General features: G+C 63.7%; 14 protein-coding genes and 1 pseudogene. 1 reads left to right on the forward strand and 14 read right to left on the reverse strand.

Translation table 11 applies throughout. The features are described from left to right. Window positions 1-15 precede the first annotated feature (15 nt). A complete protein-coding gene (locus CJU94_RS25555; RefSeq protein ID WP_095421429.1) occupies window positions 16-1,062 on the forward strand; it encodes an ABC transporter substrate-binding protein in 1,047 nt (348 codons plus the stop codon). Between the two features lie 95 nt (window positions 1,063-1,157). Here CJU94_RS25555 and CJU94_RS25560 read toward each other — a convergent pair whose 3' ends face one another. The 14 genes and pseudogenes from CJU94_RS25560 to CJU94_RS25625 all read right to left on the reverse strand — a co-directional run bounded on the left by CJU94_RS25560 (window position 1,158) and on the right by CJU94_RS25625 (window position 16,733). After that, entirely contained in the window at window positions 1,158-1,457 is a 300-nt protein-coding gene (locus CJU94_RS25560) for a hypothetical protein (RefSeq protein WP_095421430.1), read from the reverse strand. Window positions 1,458-1,520: 63 nt separating this feature from the next. Further along, window positions 1,521-2,456 carry a 2-dehydropantoate 2-reductase gene (gene panE / locus CJU94_RS25565; protein WP_095421431.1) on the reverse strand — a complete coding sequence of 312 codons (936 nt, stop codon included), beginning with the start codon at window positions 2,454-2,456 and terminating at the stop codon, window positions 1,521-1,523. A gap of 223 nt (window positions 2,457-2,679) precedes the next feature. After that, the gene (locus tag CJU94_RS25570; RefSeq protein ID WP_095421432.1) at window positions 2,680-3,645 is read right to left on the reverse strand and encodes a nucleoside hydrolase; all 966 of its coding nucleotides are present in this window, start codon (window positions 3,643-3,645) and stop codon (window positions 2,680-2,682) included. Continuing rightward, entirely contained in the window at window positions 3,642-4,031 is a 390-nt protein-coding gene (locus CJU94_RS25575) for a cytidine deaminase (RefSeq protein ID WP_095421433.1), read from the reverse strand. Before CJU94_RS25575 ends, CJU94_RS25570 begins: the two co-directional genes overlap by 4 nt. Window positions 4,032-4,046: 15 nt before the next feature. After that, complete coding sequence (locus CJU94_RS25580; protein WP_095421434.1) at window positions 4,047-5,324, reverse strand: NupC/NupG family nucleoside CNT transporter; 1,278 nt, start codon at window positions 5,322-5,324, stop codon at window positions 4,047-4,049. 193 nt (window positions 5,325-5,517) lie between these two features. Further along, window positions 5,518-6,705 (reverse strand): thiolase family protein, encoded by a 1,188-nt coding sequence (locus tag CJU94_RS25585; RefSeq protein ID WP_095421435.1) that lies wholly within the window; start codon window positions 6,703-6,705, stop codon window positions 5,518-5,520. A gap of 46 nt (window positions 6,706-6,751) precedes the next feature. Then, entirely contained in the window at window positions 6,752-8,185 is a 1,434-nt protein-coding gene (locus tag CJU94_RS25590; protein ID WP_095421436.1) for an efflux transporter outer membrane subunit, read from the reverse strand. Window positions 8,186-8,195: 10 nt separating this feature from the next. After that, window positions 8,196-9,767: a DHA2 family efflux MFS transporter permease subunit gene (locus CJU94_RS25595; RefSeq protein ID WP_095421437.1), complete on the reverse strand. Its 1,572-nt coding sequence runs from the start codon at window positions 9,765-9,767 to the stop codon at window positions 8,196-8,198. Window positions 9,768-9,774: 7 nt separating this feature from the next. Then, the gene (locus CJU94_RS25600; protein WP_208645408.1) at window positions 9,775-10,902 is read right to left on the reverse strand and encodes an HlyD family secretion protein; all 1,128 of its coding nucleotides are present in this window, start codon (window positions 10,900-10,902) and stop codon (window positions 9,775-9,777) included. Window positions 10,903-10,994: 92 nt separating this feature from the next. Continuing rightward, a complete protein-coding gene (locus tag CJU94_RS25605) occupies window positions 10,995-11,411 on the reverse strand; it encodes a MarR family winged helix-turn-helix transcriptional regulator (protein ID WP_095421439.1) in 417 nt (138 codons plus the stop codon). An 81-nt stretch (window positions 11,412-11,492) separates the two neighbouring features. Next, window positions 11,493-11,915, reverse strand: a complete 423-nt coding sequence (locus CJU94_RS25610; RefSeq protein WP_095421440.1) for a MarR family winged helix-turn-helix transcriptional regulator — start codon at window positions 11,913-11,915, stop codon at window positions 11,493-11,495. Between the two features lie 186 nt (window positions 11,916-12,101). Continuing rightward, window positions 12,102-13,406: a TolC family outer membrane protein gene (locus CJU94_RS25615; protein ID WP_095421441.1), complete on the reverse strand. Its 1,305-nt coding sequence runs from the start codon at window positions 13,404-13,406 to the stop codon at window positions 12,102-12,104. Then, a pseudogene (locus CJU94_RS25620) lies at window positions 13,399-15,515 on the reverse strand (peptidase domain-containing ABC transporter). The gene CJU94_RS25615 and the pseudogene CJU94_RS25620 overlap by 8 nt, the downstream one beginning before the upstream one ends. A 12-nt stretch (window positions 15,516-15,527) precedes the next feature. Beyond that, entirely contained in the window at window positions 15,528-16,733 is a 1,206-nt protein-coding gene (locus CJU94_RS25625) for a putative HlyD family type I secretion protein (RefSeq protein WP_095421442.1), read from the reverse strand.

A 16,733-nucleotide genomic window follows, 5' to 3' on the forward strand; every position in this document is an offset into this window, starting at 1 on the left:
CTCTGGAGCCCCTCAATGAAACTGTTCAAGACGCTCGCGGCGCTGGCCGCATTGTGTGCATTCGGTGCGGCCGCGCCGGCGTGGTCGCAAACCAGGACGATTTACATCGGCATGAACGGCGGTCCGATGGAAAAAGCCTATACGAGCCAGGTGCTGCCTGACTTCGAGAAAGCCAACAACGTGAAGGTGGTCGTGGTGCCGGGCACGTCGTCGGACATTCTCGCCAAGCTGCTCGCCAACAAGGCGAGCCCGCAGATCCACGTGGTGTTTCTCGACGACGGCGTGATGGCGCGCGCGGTCAGCATGGGGGTGTGCAAGAAGCTCGACGACTCGCCGGTGCTCAAGGAACTCTATCCGTTCGCGCGCATGAAGGACGACATGGGCGCGGGCGTGCAGCTCGGCATGACCGGCATCGCTTACAACAAGAAGCTGTTTGCTGAAAAAGGCTGGGCGCCGCCGACTTCGTGGATGGATTTCGCCGATCCGAAATACAAGGGCAAGGTGGTGTTCCAGTCCGCGTCGAGCAGCACGTTCGGCCTGCACGGCTTTCTCGCCATCAACCGCCTGATGGGCGGCAGCGAGCAGAACGTGGAACCGGGCTTCACCAAATGGGCGAGCACGGTCGGACCGAACGTGGTTGAGTACGTGCCTAACTCGGCGAAGATTTCCGAAATGGTCCAGACCGGCGAAGCGGGTCTGTTCCCGTTGACGCCGACCGCCGTGGGCGATCTGGCCGACAAGGGCATTCCGGTCGGCTATGTGAATCCGAAGGAAGGTCCGGTGCTGCTGCTGGTCGACCTGTGCGTGGTCAACAACAACCCGGATCCGCAACTCGCGCAGAAGCTCGCGCAGTTCCTGCTGTCCGCGCCGGCGCAAACCAAAGCCGCCGAGGCCGGCCGCCAGATTCCCACCAACCGTCTCGCGAAGATGACGCCGCCCATGCAGCAGAGCCTCGGCAACGTCGAAGATCTGGTGCGCAAGGTGACGGTGGTGGATTGGGATACGATCAACGCGCACCGCGCGCAGTGGGACACGCGCTGGAACCGGCAGATCGAACGCTAAGCCGGTCTGCTGAAACCGCAACGCGAGCCCATAAAAAGCGCGCGCCTTGCAACGCTGCAAGGCGCGCGTTTTTTTGGGCTGGCACGATAGCGGCGTTAGAAAACCACCGACATCGCCACCGCCAGCCAGATCCCCACCACGCCGGCGAGAAACAGATGCCGCGCAATGCGAATCCGGCTGTCGCTGGACTCGGGCTCGACCGGACTCGTCGCGACCCACGGCACGAGCCCAAGGCAACCGAAGCCGATCAGCGCGGACGCGAACACGAAGATGTCGGCGACTCGCCACGCGGTCGGCTCATACATGCCCCAGTAACCGAGAAAGACGATCCCGATCGAGAAGATCGTGGCCGACGCGGCACTCAGCGCGGGCACGGATCCCGTTGGACTCGGCATGCTTCACCTCCGATCGTTAGGCTGTTACGACCGTGCCCGCGCGGCCCCGCGCCGCGGCTTCATTCAGGACGTGCGGGTCTGCCGCGCTTCGTACGTCTTCAGATGACTATAGGCGATACGCAGCAACGACAAGCCGTGCTCGCCCTTTTGCGCGTCGCCGCCGCGCGAAATCAGATCGCCGAGAATGTGATCCGCCTCGGTATGCGAGTGGTTTTCCACATCCCGCAGCATCGACGCGGTCAGCGGCGAAGGCGTAAAGAGCGTCTGGGTGGCGCGCGCGTCGAAGTCCGGACCCATCGTGAACCCGTTGTGCTCGGCCACGGCCCGGGCCTCGCCCAGCAGATTTTCGATGACATGCTTGCCGTCCGGCGCGGCCAGAATATCGCCGACCGATCCGCGCATCAAGCAGGTGCTGGCCGCGAGCGTGGCGAGGAACACCCACTTCTCCCACATGCGCAGCAAAATGTTGTCGCTGACCACCGCGTCGAAATTCGCCCCGCTCATGGCCTCGGCGATCGCCTGAACCCGTTCAGAAGCGCCGCCGCCCTGTTCGCCGAAGGTGACCGCATGGGTGTCGTTCAAATGCACGATGTGCTGCTCGGCGTTGAGCGTTGCGGCGATCACGCATTGACCGCCCAGCACGCGCGTGGCGCCGAACTTTTCGTTGAGCACCTCGATATGGCGCATGCCGTTGAGCATCGGCAGAATCAGCGTCGATTCGCCGACGAGCGGCGCGAACGAGTCGATCGCGTCGTCGAGACTGTAGGCCTTGCAGCTCAGCAGCACCAGATCGAACGGCTCGGCGCTCACGCCGGCGAGTATGGTCTGCGGGTCGCGCAGCGTGAGATCGCCGCGCACGCTCCTGATGACGAGTCCGTCGTGCTTGAGCTTTTCCGCCCGGCCGGGGCGCACGAGGAAGGTCACGTCCTGGCCCGCCGCGGCGAGACGACCGCCGAAGTAGCCGCCCACGGCGCCCGCCCCTACTACTAGAATTCGCATCTTTGGCCTCTTGATAGATTTCGGTCACGCGCGCCGCGTCCATGAGCGAGGGCTTCAGGAACGCTTCTGCAGCGCGTTTGCAGAAATGTAGCAAAGATTGAAGTTCGACATCGGCCACGATTGCCGGCGCCCGGCATGTTGCATTGCACAGCGCCTTATGTCGGATCAATCTGCGCAATGGCGCGTTTGCGCCGGACCCGTCAGGCGTACGACAGGCGCCGTTTCAAAGCGTGCCGCAAATGGTGCGCTCGTAAAGCGCCAGCATGCCCGGCACATCCACCTCCATACATACCTTGCAGTCGGGGCGGCTATCCCAGGCCGGCGCGGGCACGGGCATGGTCGACGGCTTCTGAATGGATTGACCCTGCGCGATGCCGTCCGTCAGCACGCGCACCGGACCGCTACGCGTGGTATAGAGATGCGGCGCCAATACATAGGCCACCGCCGACGAATCATGCACATAGATGCCCGGAAGCTGTGCGCTCTGTCCGTGAAACGCCTCGTAGTGCCGCGACACGTCCCACACGAACTGACCGGCCGCGCCGCCGCGATCGCGCAGCGACGCCAGATAATCGTGGCTCATGATGGTGCGCTGCGTAACGTCGAGTCCGACGATCGCGACCGGCCACGCCGCGCCGAACACGATGTCGGCGGCATCCGGGTCGCCCAGAATATTGGCTTCCGCCGCGGGCGTGACGTTGCCGAGCACGCCATCCGTGCCGAACGCGCCGCCCATGATCACCACCTGTTTGACGAGCGAGGCGATCTGCGGATCGTCGGCGAGCGCGAGCGCGAGGTTCGTGAGCGGCCCCACGGCGAGCAGCGTCACTTCACCGGGAAGCGCGCGCACCGTATCGACGATGAAGCGGTGCGCGGGGCGCGCGTCGAGCGCGGCCTGCTCCGTCGTATCCAGCGCGATATTGCCAAGGCCGTTGTCGCCGTGAATCCATGCGAGCGGGTCGGGCGCGGCGCGCTTGAGCGGCACGACGGCGCCCTGCGCGACCGGCACCCCTCTCGCGAATCGTCCGGCAAGAAAGCGTGCGTTGCGCGTGGTCGTTTCGATCGTCGCGTTGCCGAATACGCTCGTCAGACCCAGCAGTTCGATGTCCGGATGCAACGCCTGAAAGACGAGCGCCATGGCATCGTCCACACCTGGGTCGGTGTCGTAGATGACCTTATGCTTGCTCATAGATAGAACGCGTCCGGCAATTGTTCACGCGCGGTGGTGTCGCGCGTCGCGCCGTGCAGGTTACCGAGGCGAATCGGCAATTCAGGGCCGCCCAGTTCGATGATCACCTGGCGGCACGCGCCGCACGGCGCGATCGGCCCCTCCGTGTCGCCGATCACGGCGAGCGCGGCGAACTGGTCGCGCTGGTAGCCCGCCGCAATGGCGCTGAAAAAAGCGGTACGTTCAGCGCAATTGCACAACCCGTACGAGGCGTTCTCGACGTTGCAGCCGTCGAATACCTGGCCGTCTTTGGTCAGCAGCGCCGCACCGACCTTGAATTTCGAATAAGGCGCATAGGCCTTTTCTCGCGCGGCACCGGCGCGTTCCAGCAGTTGTTCCATATTCATACAGCCATCCTCGATTCAATTCAGCGTAATGAACATGCCCGCGATCGTGGCGCTCATCAGGTTCGAGAGCGTCGCGGCGAGCACGACACGCAGGCCGTAACGCGCGACTTCGGCACGGCGTTCCGGCGCGACGGCGCTAAAGCCGCCCGTCAACACCGCGATCGACGAGAAGTTCGCGAAGCCGCACAACGCAAACGACAGGATAGCAATGGTACGCGGATCGAGCGCCTGCAAACCGGCCGCCGTCACGCTCGCTGCGTCTTTCAGATACGGCGACAGCGACGCATAGGCGACGAACTCGTTGAGAATGACTTTCTGGCCGAGGAAATTGCCGGCAATCGCGGCCTCGTTCCACGGCACGCCGATCAGATACGCGAGCGGCGCGAACACGACGCCGAGCACCGCTTGCATGGACAGGTGCGGATGGCCGAACCAGCCGCCAACGCCGCCCACGATCCCGTTAAGCAGCGCGATCAGCCCGACGAATGCGATCAGCATCGCCCCGACCATGACCGCGATTTTCAGGCCCACGGTCGCGCCGGAACTCGCCGCTTCGATGACATTGGCGGGACGCTTCTCGTCGAAGTCGAGGTTGTCGAGATGAACCCGGCTCGGCTCGGTGGACGGGTGAATAATCTTCGCGAACAGCAAGCCCCCCGGCACCGCCATGAACGAGGCCGCCAGCAGATAATCGATTCGCACGCCGAGGCCCGCGTATCCCGCCAGCACCGAACCGGCCACCGCCGCCATGCCGCTCGACATCACGGCGAACAGCTCGGCGCCGGTCATGTCGCGCGTGAACGGTTTGACCACGGCGGGCATTTCGCTTTGACCGAGAAAGATCGTGGTGACCGCGGAAAACGATTCGAGCCTCGACACGCCGAGCAGCTTCTGAAACAGCGTGCCGAGCACGATCACGATCCAGCGCATCACGCCGATGTAATACAGCACGGAGATCAGCGCGGTCACGAAAATGATGGCGGGCAGCACCCGCACGGCGAACACGAAACCACCGTCGCCGAACACCTGGAACATCTTCGACTGCACGAGGCCGCCGAACAGGAACTCGATACCCGCATTGCCGTAGCCGAGTACATGATTGACACCGGAGGCCGCGCTCGAGAGGATCGACTTGCCGAGCGGGACGAAAAGAATGAACGCGCCGATGCCGATCTGCGCCAGCAATGCGCTGATTACAGTCCGTAAGCGGATGGCGCGCCGATTGGTCGAAAAGAGTAAAGCGATAAGCAGCAGTACAGCAATACCGAGTAGGTTTCGAGCGATCAGTGCCATGTCTCGTGATGTTCTTGTGAACGTGGCAACGATGCTAAACGAAACTCATGCTGGAGAAAAAACTTTAGATAGAGTTCGACATGCCGTTGCCACGGAATTAGTCACGATCGATGCGCCGCGCATCTGCGCAATGGCGGCAACGCGCATCGACGTATTTCGCACGCCGATGCACCCTGCGGTTATCGACGCAGCATCACAGCATTTCCAACGCCAGCGCAATGCCCTGGCCACCGCCGATGCACAACGTCACGATGCCGCGTTTGAGGCCGTCGCGCCGCATCGAATGGAGCAGGCGCGTGGTGAGCACGGCGCCGGTTGCGCCGATGGGATGGCCATGCGCAACCGCTCCACCTTGCACGTTGATGAGTTCGTCGGCAATGCCGAGTCTGCGCGCGACCGCGATCGGCACGGCGGCAAACGCTTCATTGATCTCGAAGCGCTCGACATCGTGCAGTTGCCACCCGGCTCGCGCCAACGCCATCTCCACGGCCGGCACGGGTCCGAGACCGAACATGCCGGGTTCGACCGCGGCGACGCCAAAGGCCGCGAGCCGCGCGAACGGCTCGATGCCGTGTGCCTCCGCGAAGCCACGTTCGGCCACCAGCATCGCGGCCGCGCCGCTGTTCAGCCCGGGCGCGTTGCCCGCCGTAATCGTGCCATCCGGGCGAAATGCCGGACGCAGTTTCGCCAGCGTTTCCACGGTGGTGTCGGGGCGCGGCTGTTCATCGCGTGTGAAATACTGCGGGCCTTTGCGTCCCGCTGTTTCCACGGCCACCAGTTCGGCGTCGAAATCGCCGCGCGCCTGTGCCTGCGCGAATCGCTGTTGCGAACGCGCGGCCCAACGATCCTGGGTGTCGCGCGTGATGTCGAATTGCGCGACGAGGTCTTCGGTGTGCCAGCCGGAATGCTCGCCCGAAAACGCATCGTTCAGGCCGTCGCGCAGCAGGCTGTCGTGAATCTGCGCGTTACCCATGCGGTAGCCCCAGCGCCCGCCGTCGAGCAGGTACGGCGCGCGGTCCATGTTCTCCATGCCGCCGGCCACCGCGGCATCGCCGAGACCGAGCAGGATCTCCTTTGCCGCCGACGCGATCGCCTGAGCACCCGAGCCGCACACGCGATTGACGGTCAACGCCGGCACGCTCACCGGCACGCCGCCGCCGATCGACGCCTGGCGTGCCGGGTTCATTCTGTTGCCGGCCTGAATCACGTTGCCCATCACGACCGATGCCAGTGCGGCCGCGTCGAGCCCGCTGCGACGCAGCGTCTCGCGCACGGCGATCGCGCCGAGTTCGGTGGCGGGCACCTCTTTCAACGATCCGCCGAATGCGCCGATCGGCGTTCTCACCGGATTGCAGATCACTACGTCTCGCTGCTTCGTCATGGTTTCTCTCCAGTTGGTTCAACAGCTCATTGGCCACCTGCATGGATCAGTTGTTCGCCGATACCGCCGTGACCGCGTCAGGCACATCCCAGCCGCCGCCGAGCGACCGGTACAACGCCACCGCCGACAGCGCATGCTCGCGTTTGGCCTGGTTCAACGATTCGGCATCGCGCAGATACGCCTCCTGCGCCGCGAGCACATCGAGGAAACTCGACGCGCCGCCCTTGTACAACTCGCTCGACAAACGCAGCGCGTGATCCGATGCATCGAGCGCGCCGCCCAGCCGTTGGACCTGCACCGCGCCGCTCACCAGATCGCTGCGGTTGTCCTCGATTTCCTTGAGGGCCTGCAACATGGTTTGCTGCAAGCCGAGTTGCGATTCGCGCATGCGGCTTTCGCTCGCGTCGATATTCGCGCTGATGCGGCCCGCGTTGAAGATCGGACTCGTCGCGCTCAAGGCGGCGCTGAAGAGGTTGTCGGTGAGCGTCGGCAGGCCGAGGTAGGACGAGGCCAGCAGGCCGTCGGCGAGATTGAGCTTGAATTGCGGATAGCGCTGCGCCTTCGATACGCCCACTTCCGCCGCGCGCTGTTCGACTGTCGCATAGGCGGTGCGCACGTCGGGGCGCTGCAACAGCGCTTGCGAGGGCAGCACCTGCGGCACGCTTTGCGCGGGCACCGGAATATCGCGTGCGTTGGCAAGCAGCAACCCGTCCACGCTTTCCGGCGTGCGCCCCGAGTACACCGCGATCAAACTCAATTCATGCTGGACCGCCGATTGCACGCGTGGAATCTGCGCCTGCAAATCCTGCAGCTGGTTCTGCGCACGCGCGACGTCCAGTTGCGTCGACAGCCCGTAATGCAGACGCTCCTGCGTGAGCTTCAGCGCGCGGGCGCGGATCTGCTCGTTGTCGCTCAGAATCTGCAACTGCGATTGCGCCCAGCGCAGGTCGATATACGCTGCGGCCGTATTCGCCGCGAGCGCGAGGCGCACCTCGTTCAATGCCGCCTCGCGCCCCGACACCTGCGCCTGCGCCGCCAGCACGGCAAGGCGCTGGCCGCCGAACACATCGGGCGTCCAGCTGGCCGTCAGGCCGACGCCGGCCTGACGCACATAGCCGAGCGGCGGTGGCGTGTTCTGCCGCGAGTCGGAAGCGGTCGCGCTCGCGTTCAACTCGGGCAGCAAGGCCGCGCGGTTTTGTGTCGCCAGATCCTGCGCCTGTCTGACGCGCTCCACGGCCGCCTGCACGTCGAGATTGCCGGTCAGCACGGATTCGACCAGCTGATGCATGACAGGGTCGCCGAATTGCGCCCACCACGCGTGCGCGCTCACGCTGTCTTGCGGTGCATCGACATTCCACGCGGCGGGCGCGACGGTCGTCACGGTCTGCGGCAGATTCGCGTGCGTTTCCGGTTGCACCGCGCACGCCGCGAGCGTCAGCAGTGCGGCGCTCGCCAGTACTTTGACAAGGATCGGTTTCATGTTGAATTCCTCAATGAGCGTCGGGCGGCGGCGCGGTGTTGCCGAACGGACGTGAGAACAGCACGCTCAGCAGGCCGACCAGGAAACACAGCGACAGGGCGAAGAAGGTGTCGGAGAACGTGAGCACAAGGGCTTCGCGCAACAGCAGTGCGTGCAGTTCGCCGAGCCCGGCGTTTGCCGCATTCAACACGTTGCCGCCCACTGCCGCGAAATGCGCGCTTTGTTGCTGCAAGATCGATTCGACCACCGGACGGCCCACGTTCAGATGCTCATCGAGCCGCTCGTAGTGCAGGTTCAGCCGGTCGTTGAGCATCGTGCTGCTCACCGCAATGCCGATCGCGCCGCCGAGGTTACGCATCAGATTGAACAGGCCGCTCGCGGAACGCAGCCGCGAGATCGGCAATGAACCCAGCGCCATCGTGACGATGGGCGGAATGCAGAACTGCTGGCCGATGCCGCGCAACGCCTGCGGGATCAGCAGCTCCTGCCAGCCCCATTGATTGGTGAGCGGCACATACAGATAACAGCCCACGCCGAACAGGACCAGCCCGAAGACCAGCAGCAAACGCATATCGACAAAGCGCGCGACGAGCGAATACGCGACCATCGCGACCAGTTGAAAACAGCCGACCGACAGCAGCGCCACACCGATCTGCAACGAATCGAAGCCACGCACGCGCGACAGGAACACCGGCGTCAGGAACACCGCGCAGAAAATCCCGATCCCGGTGATGAACGACAGCAGACTGCCAATGCCGAAGTTGCGGATCGCCAACGCGCGCAAGTCGACGATCGGCTCTTTCGCGGTGAATGCATGCACGATGAACAGGAATCCGCAGATCGCCGCCACCCACGTGCACGTCAGGATCACGTCGTCGCCGAACCAGTTCTTGCGGGGCCCCTCTTCCAGCACGTATTCAAGGCAACCGAGAAACCCGGACATCAAAAGGATGCCGAGGTAGTCGCCCTTTTTCAGCAGCGACAGATCGACCTCGTCGAAGTGCACGTACTTCGGCACCATCAGCGTGACGACGACGCCTGGCACCAGGTTCAGATAGAACAGCCAGTGCCACGACCATTGCGACGTGATCCAGCCGCCGATCACCGGCCCGACGGTCGGCGCGAGCGTGGCGAGCGCGCTGATGGTGGTGGACGCAATCAGGCGCTGTTTGCCGGGAAACAGCACGAACGCCGTGGTGAACACGGTCGGGATCATCGCGGCGCCGAGCGCACCCTGCAAGCCGCGGAACAGGATCATCGAATTGATATCCCACGCGAGCCCGCACAACATGCTGGTGACCGTGAAGCCGAGCGCGGAAAACGCAAACACCCAACGCGTCGAGAACACGCGGGTGAGCCAGCCGGACATCGGAATCACGAGAATTTCAGCGATCAGATACGAGGTCTGCACCCACGAGAGTTCGTCCTGACTCGCGGACAAGCCGCCGCCGATATCCTTGAGCGACGACGCAACGATCTGGATATCGAGCGTCGCCATGAAAAAGCCGAGGCACATCAACGTGAACGCCAGAACTTTGGTTCGCGTCGGCAGGTCGGCGGGGTTGGCGAGAACTTGAGTCATGATCGGCTCATCCGCGCACCGGCGTGTTGCCGGCGCTCCGCAGCGAATCGCCCTGGGGGGCATCGACATGCACTTTTACCGTGGCCGAGAGCCCCGGGCGCAGCACGCCTTGCATGTCCTTCGGCACGTCGAGGCGCACCCGCACCGGCACGCGCTGCACGATCTTCGTAAAGTTGCCCGTGGCGTTTTCGGCGGGCAGCACGCTGAAGGTCGCGCCGGTCGCCGGCGCCAGACTGTCCACCACGCCATGAATGCGCCTGCTCGATGCGTCGAGATCGACGTCGACGCTATCGCCGACGCGCATCTTCTTCAACTGGTCTTCCTTGAAATTGGCGTCGATCCACAACCCGCTCGACGGCACCACGGTCAGCAGCGACACGCCGGTGTTCGCCAGCAACCCGACTCGCGCGGTGCGATTGCCGACATAACCGTCGATCGGCGAGCGGATCGTCGTGTACTCCACGTTCAATGCCGTCACGCGTTGGGCGGCTTGCGCGGTGGCGATGCGCGCCTGCGCATCGCCGATCTGCGCGTCGAGCACGGCAATCTGGCGTTGCGCCGCGATCAGCGCGGCGCCGCTGCGATCGACCGCGGCGCGCGCTTTGGTCAGATCGGCGTCCGCACGTTCGACAACCTGATTCGAAACCGCGTCGTCCTTCACCAGTTCGCGGTAACGCGTCTGGTCCGCGGCGCTGCGCGTCAATTCGGCGCCGGACGCGCGGACTTCCGCCGCCTGCTCGTTGATCGTGGCGAGCTGCAAGGATTTCTTCGCCTGCAATTCGGTCACCGCGGCTTGCGCGCTCTGCACTTCCGCCGTGGCCTGGGCGAGCCGCGCGTCGTAGTCGCGCGCGTCGAGCCGGATCAGTACGTCGTTCGCGTGGACGAACTGGTTGTCGTGCACCAGCACATCCGTGACGAAGCCGTTCACCTTCGGCGCCATCACGGTGACATCGCCGCCCACGTACGCATCGTCCGTCGTTTCGACAAAGCGGCCGACGAAGAACCAGTACGAGGCCGCCAGCGCCAGCACGGCGAGAACCGTGATGATCGCAAGCAGCATCCACGGAATACGCCGCGCCGGTTTGGCAGTCTGCGCCGCGCTCGGCGGGGCGATAGTCGATGGAGTAGTGGCCATGGTGTCGATATGTGCGTATGCACTCGTTAAGTTGAAAAAAACGGCGCTATGGATCGCGCCGACTATCCGTTGCCGCACGCGCGGCCTCAGACTCAATCTCGTGTCATTGCAAACAGTTCGTTACGCAATGCGGCCGCGCGCCGCTCGCCAAAACGATGTTCGAATTCGGCTTGCGCGGCATACCAATGCTGGCGGCCTGCCAGCAACCGCTGTTCACCTGCGGCGGTGAGCGCGATCGTCAATGCCCGCGCGTCGGCGCCGAGCGCCTCGCTCGATACCAGGCCGTTGCGGCGCAGCGGCTGGATCGTGCGGACCAGGCTGGTGCGTTCCATGCGCATGGCCTCGGCCATTTGCTTCATTGTCATGGCGCCGGTGCGTTTGAGCCGTCCCAGCAGCGAAAACTGCGTAATGGTCAACCCGACATTCGCCAGATGCCGGTCGTAGATCTGCGAGACATAACGCGCGGCCTGGCGGATGGCGAAGCAGTCGTCGTCGATTAGCCTTTCCATTGCTGCATTCCCTCAATATAGAGTGCGTATGCACACACGCGGGCGAACCCGTGTTGGTATCCGTGAGTGAGCGCGCCTCGACTAGCCTGTGATGCTGAACAATTCGGCGCGCAGCGATTTGGCGCGCGCATGGCCGAACTTCGTTTCAAACTCGTCCTGCGCGGCACGCCAGGCCACGGCGGCCTGATCGAACGTCGCTTCGCCCTTCTCCGTCAGGCTGAACAGGAACGTGCGGCCGTCATGCTCCGCCGATTCGGCGACGACCAGACCGTCGCGCTGCAAAGGTTTCATTGCGCGGACCAACGTGGTGCGCTCCATCACCATGGCGTCCGCCAGATCCACCATGGGCAGATTCGGCGTGCGCGCGAGCTTGGCGAGAATCGTGAACTGCGCTGCCGTCAGCCCCACGGCGCCGAGATGGCGCTCATAAATTTGCGTGACGTGCCGGGCCGCCTGGCGCAGCGCGAAACAATTGCATTCGTCGTAAGAGAGAGGACGGTTCATGAGTGGGAGTCTATATGTGCATACGCACAGCGTCAAGTTCGGCTGGATTGAACAGTGTGTTGCACAAAACGCGCCTCAGCGAATTCTGGACCGGGCTCCGAGCATCCGCGTGTTTGAATTGCCGACGCCCGGCCTACCGCGTACGGGCCTGACAATCGCGGTATCACGATCGACGCCCTTCGCGGTTCAGCGCACCAGCATGTCGTTGATCTGAACCACGTCCGTGATGCTCAGCGCGGCCGTGTCGCCTTTGAGTTGCATCAACGCGACGATGGCGTCATAGCGGGCGGCCAGCAGATCGCGTTGCGAAGAATAGAGCGCATCGATCGCTCTAAGCACGTCGCTGGCGGTTCGACTCCCCACCCGAAAGCCAACCCGGGTTGCCGCCAGCACCTCCTGCGACGACGCGACGAGGTGCGTGAGCAGGTCGATGCGCGTGCGTCCATACTGATAGCGGCTGTAATCGTTGCGCGCCGCGGCCTCGGCGTCGCGCAACGCGCCGGCAAGGCCCTCGTGCGCCTTCTCTTCCAGAGCGGACGACGCCTTCGCCCGGGCCTGTGTCTCGCCGCCGGAAAAAACCGGTATCGAGATGGCGAGCATGCCCGTCGTCGTCGTGGTGGGGCGTGCGTAGCCGGACGCCGCGCCGGCCGGGGTATAGCTTCCGGTCACGTAAACAGAGGGCAGATGCGCCGATGTGGCCTTGCTCACCTCTATTCTGGCAATCTGCCAGTCCAGCTGTTTCAGTTGGACATCGAACGCGTGATTTTTAGCCTGGTCGGCCCACGCATCGATGTCCTCGGGTTGCAGGCGCGGCATCGGCAACGAGTCAGGCAAGCGCACGAGCGTCTCGAAAGGCACGCCGGTGGCTTGCTCGAACGCCCGGCGCCTGGCAAGTAACGCATTCCCGGCATCCATCTGTTCGAGCGTAACCTTCTCGCGCGCCGTCTGGGCGTCGCGCAGATCGATCAGCGTCGCTTCACCCGCGGCTTTGCCCCGGCTGATCAATTGCAGTTGCTGATCGACCGCGCTCGCGTATTCGCTGACGCGCTTCAGTTCATCCTCGGCCACGAGCGCTTCGAAATACACGCGCACGGCCCGCAGGATCGCTGCCTGTTGCGCGGCATTCAACTCGACGGCGCCGCGGGCTTCGACAAAATCCGCCTGCTTGTAGTTGCTCCACTTCGTCCAGTCGAACAAGGGCTGCGCGATATTGATGGTCCATCCCGATTGCCAGTAAGTGGTCTTCGGGAAACCATCGGTCGCTATGCTGTTATAGGTGCGCCCCCACCCCGCGGAAATCTGCGGCAAGAGGCCGGCGCGAGCCTGCGGGACGGCCTGCTGGGCCGCCGCGTAGCCGGCGCGTGCCTGCGCGAGGCTGGAGTCGCGGCCCAGCGTCTGTTGCGTGACCGTGAGCAGGTCGGTCGCAAACGCAGGGTCTGCAATGGCGCACAACAGGCTGACAGCCACGCCCGCGAGGCGAAACTCAAACATGGATCGGCTCCTGTAGACGCTGCGCGTGATCGGGCATCTCGGGTACCAGGGCGCCGTCCATCAGGCGATATCGAATATCGAAGGCGGCTGCCAGCGAGCGGTCGTGCGTAATCACGACAACCGTGCAGTTCAGCCGCCGCAGCAAGGCGGCCACGTGCTGCACCGAAGCCGGATCGAGATTGGAGGTCGGCTCGTCGAGCAGCAGCAGGCTGCGGCCCTGATAGAGCGCGCGCGCCAACAGCAAGCGTTGCCGCTGCCCCGCCGAAATATTCGCGATCGTGTCGCTAATGACGGTGCGCGTGCGCATTGGCAGACGCATGACGTCCTGCAGTAGCCCAACGTCTTCGAGCAGCGCATGCACGCGGTCTTCGTCGATACTGGCTGCAAACAACGTAATGTTTTCGGCAATCGAGCCGTGCAGAATCAGGTCGCCCTGACGCATGTGCGCGGCATGCCGCCGGATCTCGTCGACTGTCAGATTGGGCCATGCAATGCCGTTGAGGGCGATCTGCCCTTCCTGAAGCGGCTCGGAGGCCGACAGCAGTTTGAACAACGTCGACTTCCCCGCGCCCGACGGCCCCGTAATGGCGATCTTGTCACCCTGCCGGATATCGATGTTCACCTCTCGTAGAACCGGCTGGTCGGAAACGCCGTAGCGAAACGTGACATTGCGCACTTCAATGCGCTCGAACATGCGTATCTCGGTTGCGCGGTTGCAATCGGCAAGCGGCGTATAGCGCTCCTCTTCGCATTCGACGATGTCCGCCACGCGCGCGGTCGGTACACTCAACATGAAGTACGCGAACGCACCGTTGACGGCATGCGCAAGACGCTCGGACATCAGCGACTTGTAAATCAGGAACGAATAGAACACGCCCACGGACACGGTGCCGGCCAGCATCAGCCGCGCGGCGAACCAGGTGATCGCAAGCGTGTCCGCGTACTGGACCAACTTGAGGATGGCATCGCGAGCGCTCGTCAGCCGGTTACTCGCCAGCAGCGCGGCCACATATTCCTTGTACTTGATCATGAAGAGCGCCGTGCGGCGCGTCTCGCCCTGGGCGAGCTTGATCAGGCTCGCCGCGCGGATCGTTTCGATTAGGGCATCGTCGCAACGCGCCGACGTCTCGAGCACGAGCGCATGGTTGTCCCGCATGCGCGCGAACATGCCCAATGCAACCGCAAGATAGACGACGAACATGCCTGCCGCGACAGCCGTCAGCATGCGGCTTTGCACCAGCATCAGCACGAGGGCGAGCGTCCCGACGGCGATGTCGATGCACATTGCCGTCACGGTTCGGGTCGCATGCACGCTGATCTCATCCTGCGCCTTGATGCGCGCGAAAACGTCGCCGACATGGCGCTTCTCGAACCACGACATGGAGTTGCGCAGGAGGTGGCCGAGCAACCCCTCGGTCATGTTGATCTGCGTAAGCTGATGCAGCAATTCGACGAGGCGGGTCTCCACGTACTGGCTGAGCGCACCGACCGCGAAATGCCGGCGAATGTCAGCACGAGCACGCTCAGCAAATTGATGTTGTCCGCCGAGACCACATAGTCGAGCACGAGGTTGCCCAGATAAGGCATGGCGAGGATCGCGAACTGGCTACCCAGCGCGACGAACATGACTTTCGCCAGTTGTCGACGCAGCGCGGGATTCAGCGCCCGGACGCGCGCCAGTGCGCCAGGCACCTGCGATTTCGCGCGAATACGCGGCATGGAAGGCGTAGCGGAGCATTCGAGCAGATAGCCGGACACGCTCGCCACGAACGTGTCCATGGAGACCCGCCGCCGGCCGCTGGCCGGATCGACAACCTGCACGTAGCCATGACCGCATTTCTCGAACACCACGAAATGCGCGCCGCCAAAGTGAAGAATCGAGCCTCGCTTGACCGACGGCAGATCCGCCACGTCGAACCGGTAAGCCTGCACGGCGAGGCCGAATTCGGTGGCGACGTCGTACAGGTCCATCAAAGACAGACCGTTCGCCGAGATCGGCCTGAATGCGGACAGTTCTCGCACTTCGGTGGCACGGCCAAGATGCGAGAGCACCATGGCGAGGCACGCATAGCCGCATTCCGCGACTTCGTTCTGGTAAATCGTTCGCACTGGGCCCCCTGATTAGCCTCTGATCATGCGGAAAAGCGGCGCCAGCACCCATTCGGCGATCGTTCGACGCTCGACGACGATGCTCGCCGTGGCCCGCATGCCGGGCAAGATGCCGAAATGCCGTTTGCCGTAGTCGAACGTGTTGCCCCGCAGCGTCGCCCAGGCCAGGTAGTCGCCGTCTCCGCCGCTTTGAGCGCCGAGCGAGGCGGGCATGCCCGGCAAAGAGGGGGATGACTGCATCGTCGTGTCCGAGATGGCGTCGATACGTGCTTCGTAGCTGCCGAATTTCGCGTACGGAAACGCGTCGAATTTGAGCCGCACGATCTGGCCTTTTTCCACGAAGCCCCGGCGGCGCGACGGAATGCGCAGCGCCGCCCGCAATGCCCCCTTGTCATCTGTCGCGATGACGAGCGCGACCTCGGACGCCTCCAGCGTGTGGCCCGTTACGAGTTTCGAAAACGTGACGACCCCCGCCCGCGGCGCCGAGATCGTCGCGTCCTGGCGCGACTGCTCGAAGCGCATCTGGATGTCCTGAATGCTTTGTTCGTGCCGCGCGTCGTTCTCTTTCAATTGCGCATCGAGGTCGAGCAGCGCGCCGCTGAGCGTCGACATCTCGCCGCGCAGTTGTTCGCGGCGCGCCAGGCCTTGCGCAATGGAAACCTTGACCTGATGTTCGTCGGCACGCGCTTGCTCGATACGATCCATGGTGACGTAGTCCGCCACCGACTTGAGGCGCGCGAGCTTCTGCTGCGATTCGTCGGAAAGCTGGCGGTTCTGGGTGATCTGTTCATCCAGCGCGATGAGCTCGGCCTTGCGGCTCGAGCCGGTCAGCAACGAAGCATCCCGCTGCGCGGTCAATTGCGCTTTGCGTTGGGCGTATTGCTCGTCTGCGACACGAATCTGTTCGTCCCGCATTTGCGCGTCGAATACATTGCGCTGGCGGCCGTCGCTCGACAACGACAGGTCGCGCTGCAGGGTGAACAAGGGCGCACCGGATGCTACGCGTTCCGACGGGCGCACGTACACCGACGTCACGAGGCCACTCAAACCCCGCACCTTCACTTCGGCCGGCGACACGATTTCGCACTGCACGTCCTGCTTGAGTTCGATTTCATGCAGGAAGCCGAAGCCGACGGCAACAACCACGATAGCCGAAGCGGCATAGGCGATCCATCGCCAGGAGATGTCCTTGTACTGCGGAATGCTGGTTGGGTCCAT

Source organism: Paraburkholderia aromaticivorans (assembly GCF_002278075.1).
Classification (GTDB): Bacteria; Pseudomonadota; Gammaproteobacteria; order Burkholderiales; family Burkholderiaceae; genus Paraburkholderia; species Paraburkholderia aromaticivorans.